Origin of the sequence: Citrobacter arsenatis (assembly GCF_004353845.1) — a bacterium.
GTDB lineage: Bacteria > Pseudomonadota > Gammaproteobacteria > Enterobacterales > Enterobacteriaceae > Citrobacter > Citrobacter arsenatis.
The window spans coordinates 2,993,475-3,007,979 of the sequence record NZ_CP037864.1; the positions used below are offsets into that span (position 1 = coordinate 2,993,475).

Sequence of the window (14,505 nt, forward strand, 5' to 3'; positions counted from 1 at the left end):
AAACGCAGGTTCCGTCTTCAAGGCGCAAACGGTAGGTTGGATACGTGCAGATAATTCCGTTAGGTATTCGAATGCATGTCATGCTCGCTTCACTCCGAATGTCTTAACCAGTGCCGACTCCATGCGACCTACACAGGCGCGGATACGGGCTATCTCTGTCTCTGGAAACATGCTGGATGCCATCTGCTCCAGTGCGCCTTTAAGTGGCTTGCTCTCAACCTTCTCGATACGTGCCAGAGCAAAGGCCTTGAGTGACTGCTTGATGCTTCTACCGTCTAAGCGAGCACATGCCCGGCATAGTTCAGCGTGGAGGATGGTTTCAGGAAATTCCGGATAATGCTTTTCGATTACCTCGCGAGTATTCAATCCTTCGTCATTAGCACTCATAGTCATTGTCGATTTCCTGTTGTTCGTTATGCGTAAACGCCACCGGATCCAGACCGGAATAGCGACTGCTGAAGTGATAGGTTTTTTCGGCGCCGGGAGCGTGGCGAGATTTGACGCAGATAATTTCCGTGATTCCTTTCAGTTCGGTGTTCTGGTTGTATTTCTCATCCCGGTACACCATGAAAATTACGTCTGCCTCCTGCTCAATTACGCCGGATTCTCGTAGGTCTGCCGCAACCGGACGCTTGTTAGCTCTCTGCTCAAGATTTCGGTTGAGCTGCGCCAAAGCGATTACCGGGCATCGCAACTCTTTAGCCAGGTTCTTTAGGCCGGTAGCTATCTCGCCAACGCTGCGGTTCATGTTCTCCGGATCTGACATGCGCATCTTCTGGAGGTAATCGACGATAACCACACCGAGACCACCAAGTTTCTTGTGCATGCGACGTGCCTCTGCGCGTACCTGATGGACGCTGAGAGAGCTTTTGTCGTTGATGTAAATTGGTGAGTCGATAAAGTCTTTCATGCAGTGACCAACCTTCCCCCATGCGCCATCCATCACGCCGCTCTGCTTGCTGAGCAAATCCTCTTTGCTCACTCGGGCCCGGTGAAAAGCGACACGCTCGGATATCTGATCTACTGGCATTTCCAGACTGAAGAACAGGACCGGCTTTTTGTTTTTCAGACCTACAGTCTCGGTTACTGTGGTGCTGAACATGGTTTTACCCATTCCAGGACGCCCACCTACCACGATGAAATCCGTGTTGTTGAACCCGCCGAACGCATTGTCGATGGTTGCCATTCCAAGCTCTGTTTTGTGCTTCCAGATATCACCGCTGATGATCGACTGGATGGTCTCCAGGGACATGTCAATTCCGGTGGTGATGTGCTCTGTTCCGCTTTCGTCATGGCATTCAATCCCTGATACGTCGGCCTGAATGGCGCCGATGATGTCGCTCAGTGAGTCAGATGTTGGCTCTGATAGTTTCTGTAGGCTGGCCTGGAGGATTAACGCCATCCGGCGCCCGGTAGCTAATTCACGAAGCTTCTCGCAGTAGGCCGACAGATTGGCGTATGACGGCGTGTCTTTGCTGCATTCAGCCAGGTAGGCAAATCCTCCGGCTTCTGCCAGATTACCAGTGCGCTCAAGCTCATCGGTAAGCGTCAGCAGGTCAATTGGTGTTCCTGCTTCGTTAAGTCTCTTGTAGGCGCCAAGAATCAGCTTGTGAGGTCTTACGGTGAAATGTTCCTCACCCATTCCCTCGATGGCATCTGTAGCTGCGTCAGCACCTTCCGGCTTGCTGGCTGCCAGCATGATTCCACCGATGACTGACTTCTCTGCGTAGAGATCTATAAAACGGCTCATGCAGTAACTCCCTTGCGCTGGCGGTGTTCGTTGATGGCTTGCTCGTAGACTGAGCCCCAGTTCTTAGGATTGAGTATCCAGTCCAGAGTCAGCCAGGATTCACCCTGCTTGTTGGTGAACAGCGATGACTTTCCTATCAGGTCGAATGCCCTGCTCATATGTTTCAGCTCTCGCCAGTTACCCTGGCTCGTCTTGCCATTCCATACCGCCTCAAGATCTCGGTAGGCAGGTCGGCGCCGGTTCCACTCATGCTGTGAAACCGCTTTAGCCGGGAATTTGTCATTCCAGAGAGAGATTATTTCGTTGTGGGGGCATGCCGCCGGGTTGCTGCCTTGCTCATCAGCCCAAAGCAAAGCGTCTGACAGGTAGCCATCGAAGCGTGTCATGCGGCAAACGTTCTCCGGCTTGATGCTGTGCTTCCAGTTCACATGAGCCCATCTGATAACCAGCTTCAGCTCTTCAGCTGTGTAGCACTCACCTTTGCTTTTCACGGTGGAGAGAACTTTTTCAAATGGCGCCAGTTTTGAGCAGCGGCTTTTGGTCAGCTCGTTGAAGTAATCCATCACTTCCTGAGCTAGCATGTTTTCCCCATCGGGGGATTTAGGGGGATCTTTTCTTTCTGTCTTTTGGATATTGTCTTTTGTGTTTACCTGATTCGGTAAATCACTATTTACCGTTTTGGTGAAGGTTTTCTTTACTGATTCGGTAAATGTTTTACCGATTCCGTTAACCTTTGTTTTCCACTCGGATATGTTCTTGTTCATTCCAACCTGACGACCTGTCTGAGTAAGAACTCCCATCCTGACAAGTTCGTTTTTTGCAGTAGAGCATTTAGTTGGTGCCATCCCGGTCAGAGCGGCGAATTGCTCATTGCCGATCCAGTCCATCTTCTTGTTGTATCCGTATGTCTTGCGCCACACAGCGATCACAATCAGCAACTGGTGTTGAGTGAGGCCTGACAGCATGACGGCCTCCATCAGTGCATTAGCGGTTCGCGTGTAGCCATCATCGAGATCTGCCACCTGACGCTCCACGGCCGCCAGAATCGGCCTGATTGGTGTAACTGTTGCTAGGCTACTCATGACCGTTCTCCTTACGTTTGAATTCTTCCAGGATGGCTCTCAGCTTTGTACCGACAGCCGGGTTACAGGATTTGATGAACCGGTCACGAGCAATATTTTTATGTACTGACGCCTGGTAAAAACGAGTTTTCTTAGGCATAATTACTCCTGTGAATTGATCCAGTTATTCGGCTAGAATTTCATGGTTATCTGATCAGAGCGTTCGGTGGCAGCCGGACGCTTTTTCTTTCCGCACATTCTCTCTTCCAGCAAGTCAGCCAATCCCACAACCACACGTGAAATGTCGTCGTCAGTAATCGAGTAACCGATGAATTCGAGTAGTGCTGCCATGCGCGGTATGTAGTGTTGCTTCCACTGAGATACCGATGATTTGTTTACGCCCATGTGCTCAGCTACACGGGTTGTGCCAAGAATGGCGATGCGGTCTAAGATCCAACTCTCAATATTGCGAGCACTGGTTTTGTTGCGTGTTGTTAAGTCATCCATTTGTTAAATTCCTTGGTGTTGAAATAGTTAATTGGTTAGTTGTTTTGTTTATCGTGCACCATTGACAGTCATCCATGACCACGCCGGGCACCCGACCATATACCGGGCCGTTCGGTTATTACTGGCGGTACATCAGGCGGTTTATGACGCCGGATGAGGGAACAACTCTGGGAGATCAGGTCTGATTTCATGCGCCTTAATCTCGCCACCTGTGGCATTGACGATTGCATTCACCTTCTCTGGTGAGACAGAACCGCCATTCAGCCATTTGTGCACCGCTGGCTGGCTGACACCGCAGACATCTGCAAGTCGCTTTTGGCTGCCAACGATTTTCAAAGCTCGTTGAATAACTAAGTTCATGGATTTTTCCTATCCGATTACTGGATTAATGAAAAGATAACTCAAGTTATGAGCAATGTCCATAACCTTTGTTATTTTACTCTGCATAACCTCGGTTATATATTTGGTGACATGAAAACATTTGCAGAAAGACTGAATGCGGCAATGAGCGCCGCTGGCATATCCCAGGGTCAGTTGGCAGAAAAGGTGGGTATCTCTCAACCTGCCATTCAGAAGATGACTTCAGGAAAAACTAACGGCAGCCGTAAAATGGTTGAGCTTGCTCATGCCCTAAATGTTCGCCCTGAGTGGTTAAGTTCTGGTGTAGGTGAGATGCGCTACGAAAGCCGCGGTGACTCCTCCATTCCTCCAGAGAGTGAATGGGGAAGTATTGATGCTTGGGATAGCAAAACAGATCTTCCTGATGACGAGGTCGAAGTGCCATATCTGAAAGATATTGAGCTGGCTTGCGGTAACGGTTCTTGCATTGAAGAAGATTACAACGGCTTTAAATTACGATTTGCAAAATCCACGCTACGTAAAGTTGGAGCACAAAAAGACAGCGTGCTTTGCTTCCCGGCATCCGGAAACAGCATGGAGCCGATGATCCCAGAAGGAACGACGGTTGCCATAAACACAAACGATAAGAAGATCGTGGATGGAAAGGTTTATGCAATCAGCCAGGACGGATGGAAGAGACTAAAATCAATTTACCGCGTCAGCCCTACACGCATCGTGATACGCAGCTTCAACTCTGATGAGTACCCAGATGAAGAGGCCGACATTGAAGATGTAGAAATACTCGGACGCATGTTCTGGACATCTACTATCTGGTGATGTAACAGCCTTCCCCTCATAACCAAACCCGCTTCGGCGGGTTTTTTATTACCTAAATCCCGCCACCCCCGATTCTTTACAAAAATAAATTAACTTAGTTATCATGCACATATAACTTATGTGATGATAAATATAAATTAGGTTATTGCCATTACTCATAACTAAGGTTATCTTTATCCCATCGAAACAACACAGCGTTTCGGTCAGTCGAACGGCGCGACAGTAAACCATGCGTCGGGCACCAGGCGGGTTCAGGATGAACGGCAATTGGATGCAAACGGAATGTTTTGTAGTGCGGTGAAATGCAACTGCCAGACAGTAACCGGGAAGATAAGCAACCCGGCACCGCACCACAAAATATTTCAACAGGGGAAGATTATGAAAACAGCACACTACTACGCAAGCCGCTCTCAAAAGTTCCTGGTCATCGGCGTTGATGGTCGGCAGACAGAAGAGAAGTACGAAGTCGCAAACAAGTCAGAGGCTCGCAAGCTGGCCAATGAGCTGTCAGCTAAACCGTGGAATTTTTAACACGTTTATCGTGCTCAATAAGCTCATCCATAAGAACGGTCGACTTACCTGCAAATCTAAGATAGCACTCATTAAAATAGATTTCCGGGATAATGAACCTGTCTGTTCCAGGGTAACCAACAGCAGGAGGCAAGCGAATGAGAAGCCCTTTTTTAAGCAAGGAAATTGATTCTGAGCTTCCCTTCTCTGTCTTCAGCTGATTATTGGCAGCTACAGCGAAAGAAAGATAAGCCCTTTCTGCGAGTGTCAGCGAGTCAAACAAGTCCGCCATTGCTTTCTTTTCACGCTCCTTTTCCTGTCTGGCATCTGATTCCTTAATTCGTTCAGTCACAGAGAAATAAACAGAATTGGCTATGCCGTTTAGCACATAGCTAACGCAGAACAGCAGGATGTAATACATCCAGTACTGAGGGAGGATTTCTGGATTATGCAGGTTTATCCATTCTTTCGCGCTGACCGGCATAACGACAATCAAGAAAATCAGGATGATGAGCATATGAATCAACTGTTTAAGTGTCATTCCTTGCAGGAAGAAACGCATTAATTCCTGCCACCATGAGTTGTTCATCGGTGGGGCTCTCTTTGCTCTCTGTAGGGGTAATTAGAGTTTATCCGATTTCTCGCTGTAGGGGTACACGAGAAACCACGAGCCGGGCGTGGATAAATATCCCGGCAACCAACAATTAAGGGCTGCCAGTTAGGCGGCCTTTTTATTAGCTCACGATACAAACAGAGGGTAAGGCGATGAAAACTTTCAATGACTGGATGAACGAAGGAAGAAAATGGGAAGGGTTCCGTTTTTTTAACCGCCGAGTTGTATGTGCTGATGGGTACAGCATAAGCATTCAGGCTAACAATGGAGCTTATTGCCACCCACGCAAGGATATTGAGGATGTGGCTAGATACGACAGTTTCGAGCTTGGATTCCCTAGTGAAATAGACAAGTCAATTCTCGAGTATGCAGAGGATGAAGATAACCCATTAGACACTGTTTACCCATATGTTCCTCGCGATGTCGTAGAGCAGCTAATTGAAGATCATGGTGGGATTAAAGAATTAGCAATCAAAGCCGCCTAACAAGCGGCTTTTTTCATACCTCAGCGGCTTCTCAGAGGACGCTTAGTTATGAATGGCGGCTATCCACCGCTTAAATTTCTGTATCGATGAAAATTGCATGCAGAGGTCTTTAGCTCAGCGGCGCGGCTTAAGCGCGGAGATGATTATGAGTGAACAACAAAATGGCGGATCAGCGTTTCCAGAGCCAGTGATGGATTTTGCACAATACAGAGGCATGACGCTGCGTGACTACTTCGCGGCAAAGGCAATATGTCAATTAACAACTCCTGCTGATTATGTTGGGAGTAAAGAAACAGAAGAAAGTTACAGGAAGTGGGCTAACAAAGCATACAAAATGGCAGACGCAATGCTCCGCGCCCGGGAGGAATCATGACAGTCACACACAACGGCAAGCAGTACCACGCATCAAAACTCAACGACAACGAGTGGCAACTCTCATCAGTCGATAAACCTCGCGAGAAAATCACAATGAACCGCTGGCAGATGCACATTGCCGGGTTATTGCAGCAGGTGGATGGTAAATCATGATTAATCACAACATGCTTCGTGCAGCGCAGAACAAAGCGCTAATCGCCAGATTCATAGGTGATGGCTTGATGTGGATGTCGGCCTACAACGATATGAAGGCGGCAATTGGTTTTCCGTGGCACAGGAAATGATTATGGGCTGGATTAAGTGTAGTGACAAGATGCCTCCTAATGGAGTGATGGTGTTGCTTCTTAATGATGGTGATTATGATTTCGGGTTCATTATTGGAGACAGATTACATGTGTTTTCTTATGGGAAATGGAAACCTTTGCGCGTAGAAAAAGTAAGTCATTGGCAACCTCTTCCAGAGCCACCAACCGAATAACAAACCTCCCACATTCCCCCTACTCGTCCGGCTATCGCAGACGGGAAGCGCACAACCAAATTTCAGGAGAGACCATGAGTGAAGTAACGGATTTAGTCGTTATCGAAAAATCGAGTGCAATGGCTGTATTCACCAATAACGAGCAACTCGATCCCATCATTGAAAAAATCGAGAAAGAAGCTCGCAGCCTGGTACCGGATGTATCCACCAAGAAAGGCCGTGATGCTATCGCATCCATGGCGCACAAGGTTGCGCGTTCAAAAACATACATCGACAACGCCGGTAAAGACCTTGTTGCTGAACTGAAGGCGCTACCAAAGCAGATCGACGAAAGCCGCCGCATTGTGCGTGAACGTCTGGACGCGCTGAAAGATGAGGTACGCCGCCCACTAACAGAGTGGGAGGCAGAACAGGAGCGAATTAAGGCAGAGGAAGCCGCCAAGATTAAAGCAGAGGAAGACCGTAAGCAGCTAGAGTCAGACCATGAAATTGCTTTGCTGATGAACGACGCATTTGACCGTGAACTGGCAGAGAAGAAAGCGGAAGAAGAACGCCAGCGCATTGCTCATGAAGAAGAGTTAAAGCGTCAGGCGGCAGAACAGGCCAAGCGCGAAGCCGAAGAGAAAGCAGCGGCTGAACTGGCAGCAGCGAAGAAACGCGAAGAGGATGCGATTGCAGCAAGAGCACAGGCTGAATTACTGGCTAAGCAAGCACAAGAACGCGCAGAGCAGGAAGCTAAAGACGCCGCAGAGAAAGCTGAAGCAGATAAGAAAGCAGCCATTGAAGCGGAACAGCGCAAAGCTCAGGAAGAAGCTGATCGCATCAAGCGTGAAGCTGAGGCGAAAGAAGCAGCCCGTCTTGCGGAAGAGAAGCGCATCTCTGACGAGAAGGCAAAACGTGAAGCAGATGTTAAGCACCGCAAGGCCGTTGGTACTGAAATCGTAAACGCACTCACAGCTAATACCAGCATCTCACGCGAACAGGCTATCGAAGTCCTGAAAGCGCTGATGGATGGCCTGGTACCGAGAACACAAATTAACTACTGAGGTGCATATGAAGCTGAAACTCAAATATGACCACGCTCATGGATATCTGGACAGCCAACGCAATCAGGTCTTGGAGCTTGATGGTGTGACGCTTGATGGGACAGTAGACACACGAGAAGTCCTCCCGCAGTTAGACGGCGCTGTAGTTCTCGAATGGCTTGCTGAACAGGGTTATGTAATCACACATCAGGAGCAAGCGGCATGAGAGTTGCAGAGCGATGGGACGATGATGCTTTCATCCGGCTGATGTCTGATGTGATTGGCGACGTGGAAGCAGAAGACGACGAGCCAGTTAACCTGGCTGCTGAGCTACAGAATCCGGTGATCAGTTGGGCAGAATTTGCAGGAGATTTCACATGACCGAGAAGAAGGTTTACGCCGCAATCAGTGGAGTTGCCTCCGCCCTTGCTGAGCAGGGAATCCGGAAGGAGAAAAAACAAGGCAGCCAGGTTAACTACGCGTTTCGCGGAATCGACGATATCTACAACGCGTTGGCACCGGAACTTGTGAAGCACAAACTTCTGATTCTACCCCGCTACACCGAACGAACCAGCGTAGAGCGAACCAGTAAAAGCGGTGGCGCACTGTTCTACATCACAGTTCGCGGAGACTTCGATTTCGTCAGCACCGAGGATGGCAGCATCCACACGGTCACCACCTACGGCGAAGCAATGGACAGCGGTGATAAGGCGACTAACAAAGCTATGTCGATCGCCTACAAATACGCTGCATTTCAGGCGTTCTGCATCCCTACCGAAGAAACCGCGATTGATGCCGATGCAGAGGTTCACCACTTAAAACCGGCTGATGCAGACCAGATTCTGGCTGAATTTACGCAGTACGCTGGCGCTGAGAACGACAGCAAGAAACTGCAGGAACAATACGCATCAACATGGCAACGCCTTAACGGATGGCCTGACCACCAGGCTAAATGCAAAGACGTAACCGGAATTCGAATCAGAGAACTAAAACAGGCGGCATAAATGGCAATTAACACCATCATCGTTTCCGGCAACGTTGGTAAAGACGCGGTGCTCCGCGTCACACCAAACGGGAAGCACATTGCATCATTCTCTATCCCGGCAAAAACCGGATTTGGTGAGAACGAAAAGACATCATGGCTGAACTGCAAAATGTTTGGCGCGATGGCTGAGAAGTTATCTGTGGCAGTAGTTAAAGGCGCAAAGGTCACTGTGTCAGGAGAGTTCGTCATTGAAGAGTGGACTCGTCAGGATGGATCAGCAGCTCAGACACCAACAATTCTGGTGCGAGATATAGACCTTCCTCCGCGCAATGGACAGCAGCAGAGCCAGCAATCGTCGTCACAGCCGCAGCGACAGCAACAACAACGCGCAGCTGCGCCGCAAGCCAGCGAACCGCCGATGGACTTTGATGACGATATTCCATTTGCACCGGTAACTCTTCCCTTCCCTCGTCACGCTATCCACGCCATTTAATCAGGAGAATCAAATGTCGGCACCTCTCACCGGGGCGGGATATCTGCGCCCACCAAAGCGATCCGGCACGCGTGAAGAAGTGCTGGCTCGTTGCTTTGCAGCTATCGCTAATGACGATTTCCAGAAGCCGACCATGGAAGACAGGCTTCTTGAGTTGCACGAAAAGGAAGTCTGGTACGCCAACTTAGAAGCGTCATTCAGGCCGGGATGGGTGGTAGTTGGACCTGTAGAGCCTGATTACGTTGATGACCGTATGCGTAAGTATCGCGGTCGTTATGGACAAGTAAGGAGCGACTGATGAAAGCCTGGAGCATAGAAGAACTATCAGCGCTCATGCGCTACACCAACGCAGAAGTAGCAGAGATTACCGGTCGGAGTATCAAAGAGGTAGGAGATAAGCGGCTGTCTGTGAATATTGAGCGGAATGGATGGGATGTTAACGATCCGGAGCGTGCATCATGAGATACGGAAGCGTGTGCAGCGGCATCGAAGCTGCCAGCAAAGCATGGGAGCCTATCGGCTGGAAACCTGCCTGGTTCTCTGAAATTGAACCCTTCCCCTCCGCTGTTCTTGCCCAGCACTGGCCGGAAGTATCAAACCTCGGCGACATGACAAAAATCGCCGATGCGGTGCGCGCTGGTGATGTCGAGGCGCCTGATGTTCTGGTCGGCGGTACGCCTTGCCAGGCATTCAGCATCGCCGGCTTACGTGAAGGCCTGTCTGATGACCGCGGCCAGTTAACCCTCTCATACGTGGAATTAGCCAATGCAATCGACGCAAAGCGCCGCGAACGCGGTGAGACAGAAGCAATTATCGTCTGGGAAAACGTCCCCGGCGTGCTCAGCAGCAAAGATAATGCCTTCGGGTGCTTTCTGGCAGGACTTGCCGGAGAAAGCAGTGAGTTGCAGCCAGCAGGGGGAAAATGGACGCACGCAGGTTGTGTGTCTGGACCAGAAAGGGTTATTGCCTGGCGCGTTCTTGATGCTCAATTTTTTGGAGTGGCCCAACAACGCCGCCGTGTGTTCGTTGTCGCAAGTGCTCGAAAAGGATTTGATCCCGCAGAAATACTTTTTGAGCAAGACGTCGGCAGCGGGTCGACTGAGGCGAATAATGTTGGGGTCGAGAGACGCTCCAGCACAGTTGATAACTGCACTCTCTATCGCTTCAGAAGAACAGATTCATACATCGATGACGGAGTAAGTAGCACGCTTTCGGCTAGAGATTATAAGGACCGTCGAGAGCTTGTTGTTATGGCCGATAATCGCGTAAGAACCCTTACCCCTCTCGAATATGAAAGGCTTCAGGGATTCCCAGATGGGCACACGCTGATCCAGTACGGGGAAAAACTTGCTGATGACGCGCCGCGTTACAAGGCGATCGGAAATAGTATGGCGGTTCCGGTAATGCGATGGATCGGTGAGCGTATCGCCGCGGCGCTGCCAGCCGAGAAGTTGAGTGGAGATTATGGCGGAAGTAAAACCCCGCCAGACCAGCGCGACCTCTGGCGCACGCCGCCAGCCCTATTCGCTTCACTTAATGATGAATTTTGCTTTCAACTGGACGCAGCAGCAGCGCCTCATAACGCGCTATGCCGAAAGTTCATCACCGCCGATCAGAACACGCTGGAAACACTGTGGGCTGATTACCTGAATGTTCCTGGCTACGTCTGGCTTAACCCACCATACAGCGATATCACACCATTCGTGAAGAAAGCAGCAGCGGAGATCGCCAATCAGGTCGGCACGGTGATGCTGGTGCCGGCAGACACATCTGTTGGCTGGTTCCGTAAGGCTATCGAGACAGCCAGCGAGGTGCGTTTCATCACCGCCGGGCGTCTGGCATTTATCAACCCGGCCACCGGTAAACCGGTAAGCGGCAACAACAAAGGGTCGATGCTCATCATCTGGCATCCGTACCCGCGTACACACTGCCACTTCGCAACTGTGGAGCGGGACGAATTAATGACTTTCGGAGCGAAACTTCTCGCTCGACGGGAGGCTGCATGACACTAACCAAACGAATCACAAGGTCGCTAATGCGGCCTTTTTATTTTCTAGCGTTCACCTTCAACCGAATTAACCGACAGTTCATGGAGCACTGACTATGGCTGACATTATCGATAACGCATCAACGCTTGAAGATTTACAGCGTGATGCAGCACTGAGCATGCACAGACTCAACCACTCAGCAGTATCAGCAACGCACTGTGAGGAATGCGGGGACAAGTTACTGGAGGCTCGCCGGAAAGCGTATCCGGGATGCACGATGTGTGTCAGTTGCCTAGAAGAAGTTGAGGCGAGGAATAAACAGCGAGGGTTGTGATGTTCCAGCTAATTCAACGGGGTCAGATATACGCTGACAATGCCGGGTGGCCGGTAATAATTCACTCAGTCACATCAGAAATAGTCCGCTATTGGCGACAGGGCAGGATCAACACCGCTTCAATTGACAGATTTAATAACGATTTCGAGTACCTCGACCCACACGAGGCGGCACAGATACGAGCTGAACTTGAAACAGCAGAACACTTAAAACGCCTCCGCGCTATGCGGGCGGCATGAACATCGACATAGGCCCATAAGGGCTTTTTTTATGCCCGGAGATTAACGAATGCGAGTAGATAATGAAGTTCTGAACGTACTGAGCGCAGCAGAGTGTAATGGTCCGCAACTCTTCCTTACCGGTCAGCTTGAACGCAACCTCTACACCAGAACAAACAAAGTGCTGGAGGCGGCTGGAGGAAAATGGAACCGCAAAGCCAAAGCGCACATTTTTGATACCGATGCATCCGATCGCATCGAGCAAATTATTCTTACCGGTGACGTCGTAGTGCCGAAGGATGATTTTGAGTTCTTTCCTACCCCGCCTGCCATTGTAAGACATGTTATTCACTTAGCAGATATCCGGGATGGTATGCGCGTTCTTGAACCGAGCGCCGGGCAAGGTGCTATTGCTAAAGAAGCACACAGCGCAGCCGCAGATGTGATGATCGATATGTATGAATTGATGCCGGCGAACAACGACATCCTTCACGGTCTCAATCTCCGGCTTTCAGGTATCGGTAAGCCGACTGATTTCCTCACTGTCGATCCTGATCCGGTTTATGACCGCGTGGTCATGAATCCTCCTTTCGGCCGACAGGCGGACATCAAGCACGTTTCTCATGCACTGAAATTCCTTAAGCCTGGCGGTCTGTTGGTATCGGTTATGGCTTCATCTGTGACGTTTCGCAGCAACAAGCTGACAACTGATTTCCGCCAACTCATCGAGGAACGCGGCGGACACATCGAAGAACTGCCTGAAGGTGCATTTAAATCATCTGGAACGATGGTGAATACCGTCATCGTGGTCATTCCAGGCTGACGCAACTGATAGCCAGTTATGAGCTGGCTATTGGGTGCGAATGCACTGCCACGTTATCCCTTTTGCCCTCCATTGCGATGGCATTCTTTTTGCCTGGAGTAAACCATGAGCGACATTATCCAATTGACGCCCAATAAGTGGGTATCCGAAGAAGTTCTGATGGCCATCACTGGCCTGACAAAGAACGCGATCAAGTCCGCACGCACAAATTCATGGATGGAGGGTCGGGAGTATCGTCACTATTCTGGAGACTGCCAGCCAAAGGAGAACTCCCCTATCCTCTACAATCGACATGAAGTCGATAACTGGGTTGAACGTCAACGACCGGCGATCCCGCGACAGAAATCTGCTTAAATACCCTCCCCATTAAACAAACGCAGGAGATTTTATGTCTGGTTATCCAACTGGAGTGGAGAACCACGGCGGCACTTTGCGCATATGGTTCATATATAACGGAAAAAGGGTCCGGGAAAGCCTTGGCGTTGTTGATACTGCGAAGAACAGGCGCATTGCTGGAGAGCTTCGCGCCTCTGTTTGTTTCGCTATAAAAACGGGTGCATTCGATTACGCAAGGCAGTTCCCACAGTCACCCAATCTGAAGAAGTTCAATATCGCGCCGCCGGGGATCACTGTTGCTGAACTGGCAGCTAAATGGCTGGAGCTTAAGAGGATGGACTTAACCATTAACGCCCATCTTCGGTATGTATCGTACATCACTATCGGAACCGACATTCTCGGCGGCAGTCGGATGGTTGACTCTATAACCCATGAGGATGTGCTGAATGTAAGGAAGGAATTGCTGACCGGCTACCAGATATGTGGTGCGCATCAGAAGAACAGATCGGCCAAGAAAGGAAGGACGGTAAGGACGGTTAACGTCTATGTTACCTGCATGAAGGGAATGTTTGATTTTGCGGTGTTGAATGGGTACATAAGCAAATCTCCATTTGCTGCAGTTACTCCACTCAAAAAATCGAAGTCAGATCCGTCGCCACTTACTCGTGATGAATATCACCGCTTTCTTGATAAATGCCCATGCGACCAGATTCGTAATCTCTGGAAGCTCGCGTTTAATACTGGCATGCGCCACGGTGAGATATGCGCTCTTGCATGGGAGGACATAGACACCAAAAACTGGACTATTCGGATCAGCAGAAACCTTGCCATTTCAGACCACTTCACACCGCCAAAAACAGAAAGCGGGAACCGAACAATCAACCTCACCACTCCTGCTATCGAGGCACTGAAAAGCCAGATGGCTTATACCCGGATGGGGAAACAACACCAGATAGACGTTCACCTAAGAGAGTTTGGCAGAACTCACCGTGATGAATGCACATTTGTTTTTGTTCCAAGGCTAACGGCAAGGAATGGAAAAGGAGGTGAATGGTACTCACCCGGGTCATTCTCAGGAACGTGGAACAACATATTAAGAAGGAGCGGTATTCCTCACCGCAAGTCATATGAGTCTCGACACACATATGCTTGCTGGGCATTAAGCGCTGGAGCCAACCCCAACTTCATTGCGGCTCAAATGGGACATACGTCCGCACAGATGGTTTACAGCGTTTACGGTAAATGGATGACAGACAACAATGACAACCAACTGGCAATATTGAACGCTAATTTTGGAGGTAATGCCCCACAGATGCCCCAAGCTCAAAACGAGTAGAAACAAACTCCT

General features: G+C 49.7%; 27 protein-coding genes and 1 pseudogene. 21 read left to right on the top strand and 7 right to left on the bottom strand.

Annotated elements, in window-relative coordinates; translation table 11 throughout:
• Nucleotides 1-78: 78 nt before the first annotated feature.
• The 6 genes from E1B03_RS15530 to E1B03_RS15555 form a co-directional block, all read right to left on the bottom strand.
• The gene (locus E1B03_RS15530) at nt 79-393 is read right to left on the bottom strand and encodes a hypothetical protein (protein WP_133085967.1); all 315 of its coding nucleotides are present in this window, start codon (nt 391-393) and stop codon (nt 79-81) included.
• Nucleotides 377-1,750: a replicative DNA helicase gene (locus E1B03_RS15535; RefSeq protein ID WP_133085966.1), complete on the bottom strand. Its 1,374-nt coding sequence runs from the start codon at nt 1,748-1,750 to the stop codon at nt 377-379. The genes E1B03_RS15530 and E1B03_RS15535 overlap by 17 nt, the downstream gene beginning before the upstream one ends.
• Nucleotides 1,747-2,832, bottom strand: a complete 1,086-nt coding sequence (locus tag E1B03_RS15540) for a replication protein (RefSeq protein ID WP_133085965.1) — start codon at nt 2,830-2,832, stop codon at nt 1,747-1,749. Before E1B03_RS15540 ends, E1B03_RS15535 begins: the two co-directional genes overlap by 4 nt.
• Nucleotides 2,825-2,971, bottom strand: coding sequence for a DUF2740 family protein (locus E1B03_RS15545; protein WP_133085964.1), 147 nt, complete (start codon nt 2,969-2,971; stop codon nt 2,825-2,827). Before E1B03_RS15545 ends, E1B03_RS15540 begins: the two co-directional genes overlap by 8 nt.
• 32 nt (nt 2,972-3,003) lie before the next feature.
• Nucleotides 3,004-3,318: a CII family transcriptional regulator gene (locus E1B03_RS15550; RefSeq protein ID WP_071701277.1), complete on the bottom strand. Its 315-nt coding sequence runs from the start codon at nt 3,316-3,318 to the stop codon at nt 3,004-3,006.
• 141 nt (nt 3,319-3,459) lie between these two features.
• Nucleotides 3,460-3,678, bottom strand: coding sequence for a transcriptional regulator (locus tag E1B03_RS15555; RefSeq protein WP_133086537.1), 219 nt, complete (start codon nt 3,676-3,678; stop codon nt 3,460-3,462).
• Nucleotides 3,679-3,789: 111 nt separating this feature from the next.
• On the opposite strand from E1B03_RS15555, the gene E1B03_RS15560 reads away from it, so the two are divergent.
• Together E1B03_RS15560 and E1B03_RS26245 are read left to right on the top strand one after the other, a co-directional pair.
• Nucleotides 3,790-4,494: an XRE family transcriptional regulator gene (locus E1B03_RS15560; protein WP_133087235.1), complete on the top strand. Its 705-nt coding sequence runs from the start codon at nt 3,790-3,792 to the stop codon at nt 4,492-4,494.
• A 378-nt stretch (nt 4,495-4,872) separates the two neighbouring features.
• On the top strand, nt 4,873-5,025 hold the full coding sequence (locus E1B03_RS26245) for a hypothetical protein (protein ID WP_165955325.1): 153 nt from the start codon (nt 4,873-4,875) through the stop codon (nt 5,023-5,025).
• Here E1B03_RS26245 and E1B03_RS15565 read toward each other — a convergent pair.
• Nucleotides 5,006-5,593, bottom strand: a complete 588-nt coding sequence (locus E1B03_RS15565; protein ID WP_133086538.1) for a super-infection exclusion protein B — start codon at nt 5,591-5,593, stop codon at nt 5,006-5,008. The genes E1B03_RS26245 and E1B03_RS15565 overlap by 20 nt on opposite strands.
• Nucleotides 5,594-5,769: 176 nt before the next feature.
• Here E1B03_RS15565 and E1B03_RS15570 point away from each other — a divergent pair, with 176 nt between their 5' ends.
• The 19 genes and pseudogenes from E1B03_RS15570 to E1B03_RS15640 all read left to right on the top strand — a co-directional run bounded on the left by E1B03_RS15570 (nt 5,770) and on the right by E1B03_RS15640 (nt 14,493).
• Nucleotides 5,770-6,102, top strand: a complete 333-nt coding sequence (locus E1B03_RS15570) for a hypothetical protein (protein WP_133086539.1) — start codon at nt 5,770-5,772, stop codon at nt 6,100-6,102.
• A 145-nt stretch (nt 6,103-6,247) separates the two neighbouring features.
• On the top strand, nt 6,248-6,475 hold the full coding sequence (locus E1B03_RS15575; protein ID WP_133086540.1) for a hypothetical protein: 228 nt from the start codon (nt 6,248-6,250) through the stop codon (nt 6,473-6,475).
• Nucleotides 6,472-6,630, top strand: coding sequence for a hypothetical protein (locus E1B03_RS26250; RefSeq protein ID WP_165955302.1), 159 nt, complete (start codon nt 6,472-6,474; stop codon nt 6,628-6,630). The genes E1B03_RS15575 and E1B03_RS26250 overlap by 4 nt, the downstream gene beginning before the upstream one ends.
• Before the next feature lie 11 nt (nt 6,631-6,641).
• Complete coding sequence (gene kil, locus E1B03_RS26815; protein WP_057101712.1) at nt 6,642-6,761, top strand: host cell division inhibitory peptide Kil; 120 nt, start codon at nt 6,642-6,644, stop codon at nt 6,759-6,761.
• Between the two features lie 2 nt (nt 6,762-6,763).
• Nucleotides 6,764-6,955, top strand: coding sequence for a DUF551 domain-containing protein (locus tag E1B03_RS15585; RefSeq protein ID WP_165955301.1), 192 nt, complete (start codon nt 6,764-6,766; stop codon nt 6,953-6,955).
• Between the two features lie 74 nt (nt 6,956-7,029).
• A complete protein-coding gene (locus tag E1B03_RS15590) occupies nt 7,030-8,001 on the top strand; it encodes a coiled-coil domain-containing protein (protein WP_133085957.1) in 972 nt (323 codons plus the stop codon).
• A 7-nt stretch (nt 8,002-8,008) separates the two neighbouring features.
• A complete protein-coding gene (locus E1B03_RS15595; RefSeq protein WP_133085956.1) occupies nt 8,009-8,206 on the top strand; it encodes a hypothetical protein in 198 nt (65 codons plus the stop codon).
• A complete protein-coding gene (locus E1B03_RS26255) occupies nt 8,203-8,361 on the top strand; it encodes a hypothetical protein (RefSeq protein WP_165955300.1) in 159 nt (52 codons plus the stop codon). The genes E1B03_RS15595 and E1B03_RS26255 overlap by 4 nt, the downstream gene beginning before the upstream one ends.
• The gene (locus tag E1B03_RS15600) at nt 8,358-8,984 is read left to right on the top strand and encodes an ERF family protein (RefSeq protein ID WP_133085955.1); all 627 of its coding nucleotides are present in this window, start codon (nt 8,358-8,360) and stop codon (nt 8,982-8,984) included. Before E1B03_RS26255 ends, E1B03_RS15600 begins: the two co-directional genes overlap by 4 nt.
• Entirely contained in the window at nt 8,985-9,458 is a 474-nt protein-coding gene (locus E1B03_RS15605) for a single-stranded DNA-binding protein (RefSeq protein ID WP_133085954.1), read from the top strand. It begins immediately after the preceding gene.
• Between the two features lie 13 nt (nt 9,459-9,471).
• Nucleotides 9,472-9,756, top strand: a complete 285-nt coding sequence (locus E1B03_RS15610) for a hypothetical protein (RefSeq protein WP_133085953.1) — start codon at nt 9,472-9,474, stop codon at nt 9,754-9,756.
• A complete protein-coding gene (locus E1B03_RS26260) occupies nt 9,756-9,920 on the top strand; it encodes a hypothetical protein (RefSeq protein ID WP_165955299.1) in 165 nt (54 codons plus the stop codon). The genes E1B03_RS15610 and E1B03_RS26260 overlap by 1 nt, the downstream gene beginning before the upstream one ends.
• Nucleotides 9,917-10,897, top strand: a pseudogene (locus tag E1B03_RS26620) (DNA cytosine methyltransferase); the annotation flags it as partial. The gene E1B03_RS26260 and the pseudogene E1B03_RS26620, both read left to right, overlap by 4 nt.
• Before the next feature lie 12 nt (nt 10,898-10,909).
• Nucleotides 10,910-11,464, top strand: a complete 555-nt coding sequence (locus tag E1B03_RS26625) for a phage N-6-adenine-methyltransferase (RefSeq protein ID WP_425456661.1) — start codon at nt 10,910-10,912, stop codon at nt 11,462-11,464.
• Between the two features lie 97 nt (nt 11,465-11,561).
• A complete protein-coding gene (locus E1B03_RS15620) occupies nt 11,562-11,780 on the top strand; it encodes a TraR/DksA family transcriptional regulator (RefSeq protein WP_133086542.1) in 219 nt (72 codons plus the stop codon).
• Entirely contained in the window at nt 11,780-12,019 is a 240-nt protein-coding gene (locus tag E1B03_RS15625) for a DUF4222 domain-containing protein (RefSeq protein WP_133086543.1), read from the top strand. The genes E1B03_RS15620 and E1B03_RS15625 overlap by 1 nt, the downstream gene beginning before the upstream one ends.
• Before the next feature lie 49 nt (nt 12,020-12,068).
• Entirely contained in the window at nt 12,069-12,821 is a 753-nt protein-coding gene (locus tag E1B03_RS15630; RefSeq protein ID WP_133086544.1) for a DNA methyltransferase family protein, read from the top strand.
• Nucleotides 12,822-12,926: 105 nt separating this feature from the next.
• A complete protein-coding gene (locus E1B03_RS15635; RefSeq protein ID WP_047500635.1) occupies nt 12,927-13,175 on the top strand; it encodes an excisionase family protein in 249 nt (82 codons plus the stop codon).
• 34 nt (nt 13,176-13,209) lie between these two features.
• On the top strand, nt 13,210-14,493 hold the full coding sequence (locus E1B03_RS15640) for a tyrosine-type recombinase/integrase (protein ID WP_133086545.1): 1,284 nt from the start codon (nt 13,210-13,212) through the stop codon (nt 14,491-14,493).
• Nucleotides 14,494-14,505: the final 12 nt, after the last annotated feature.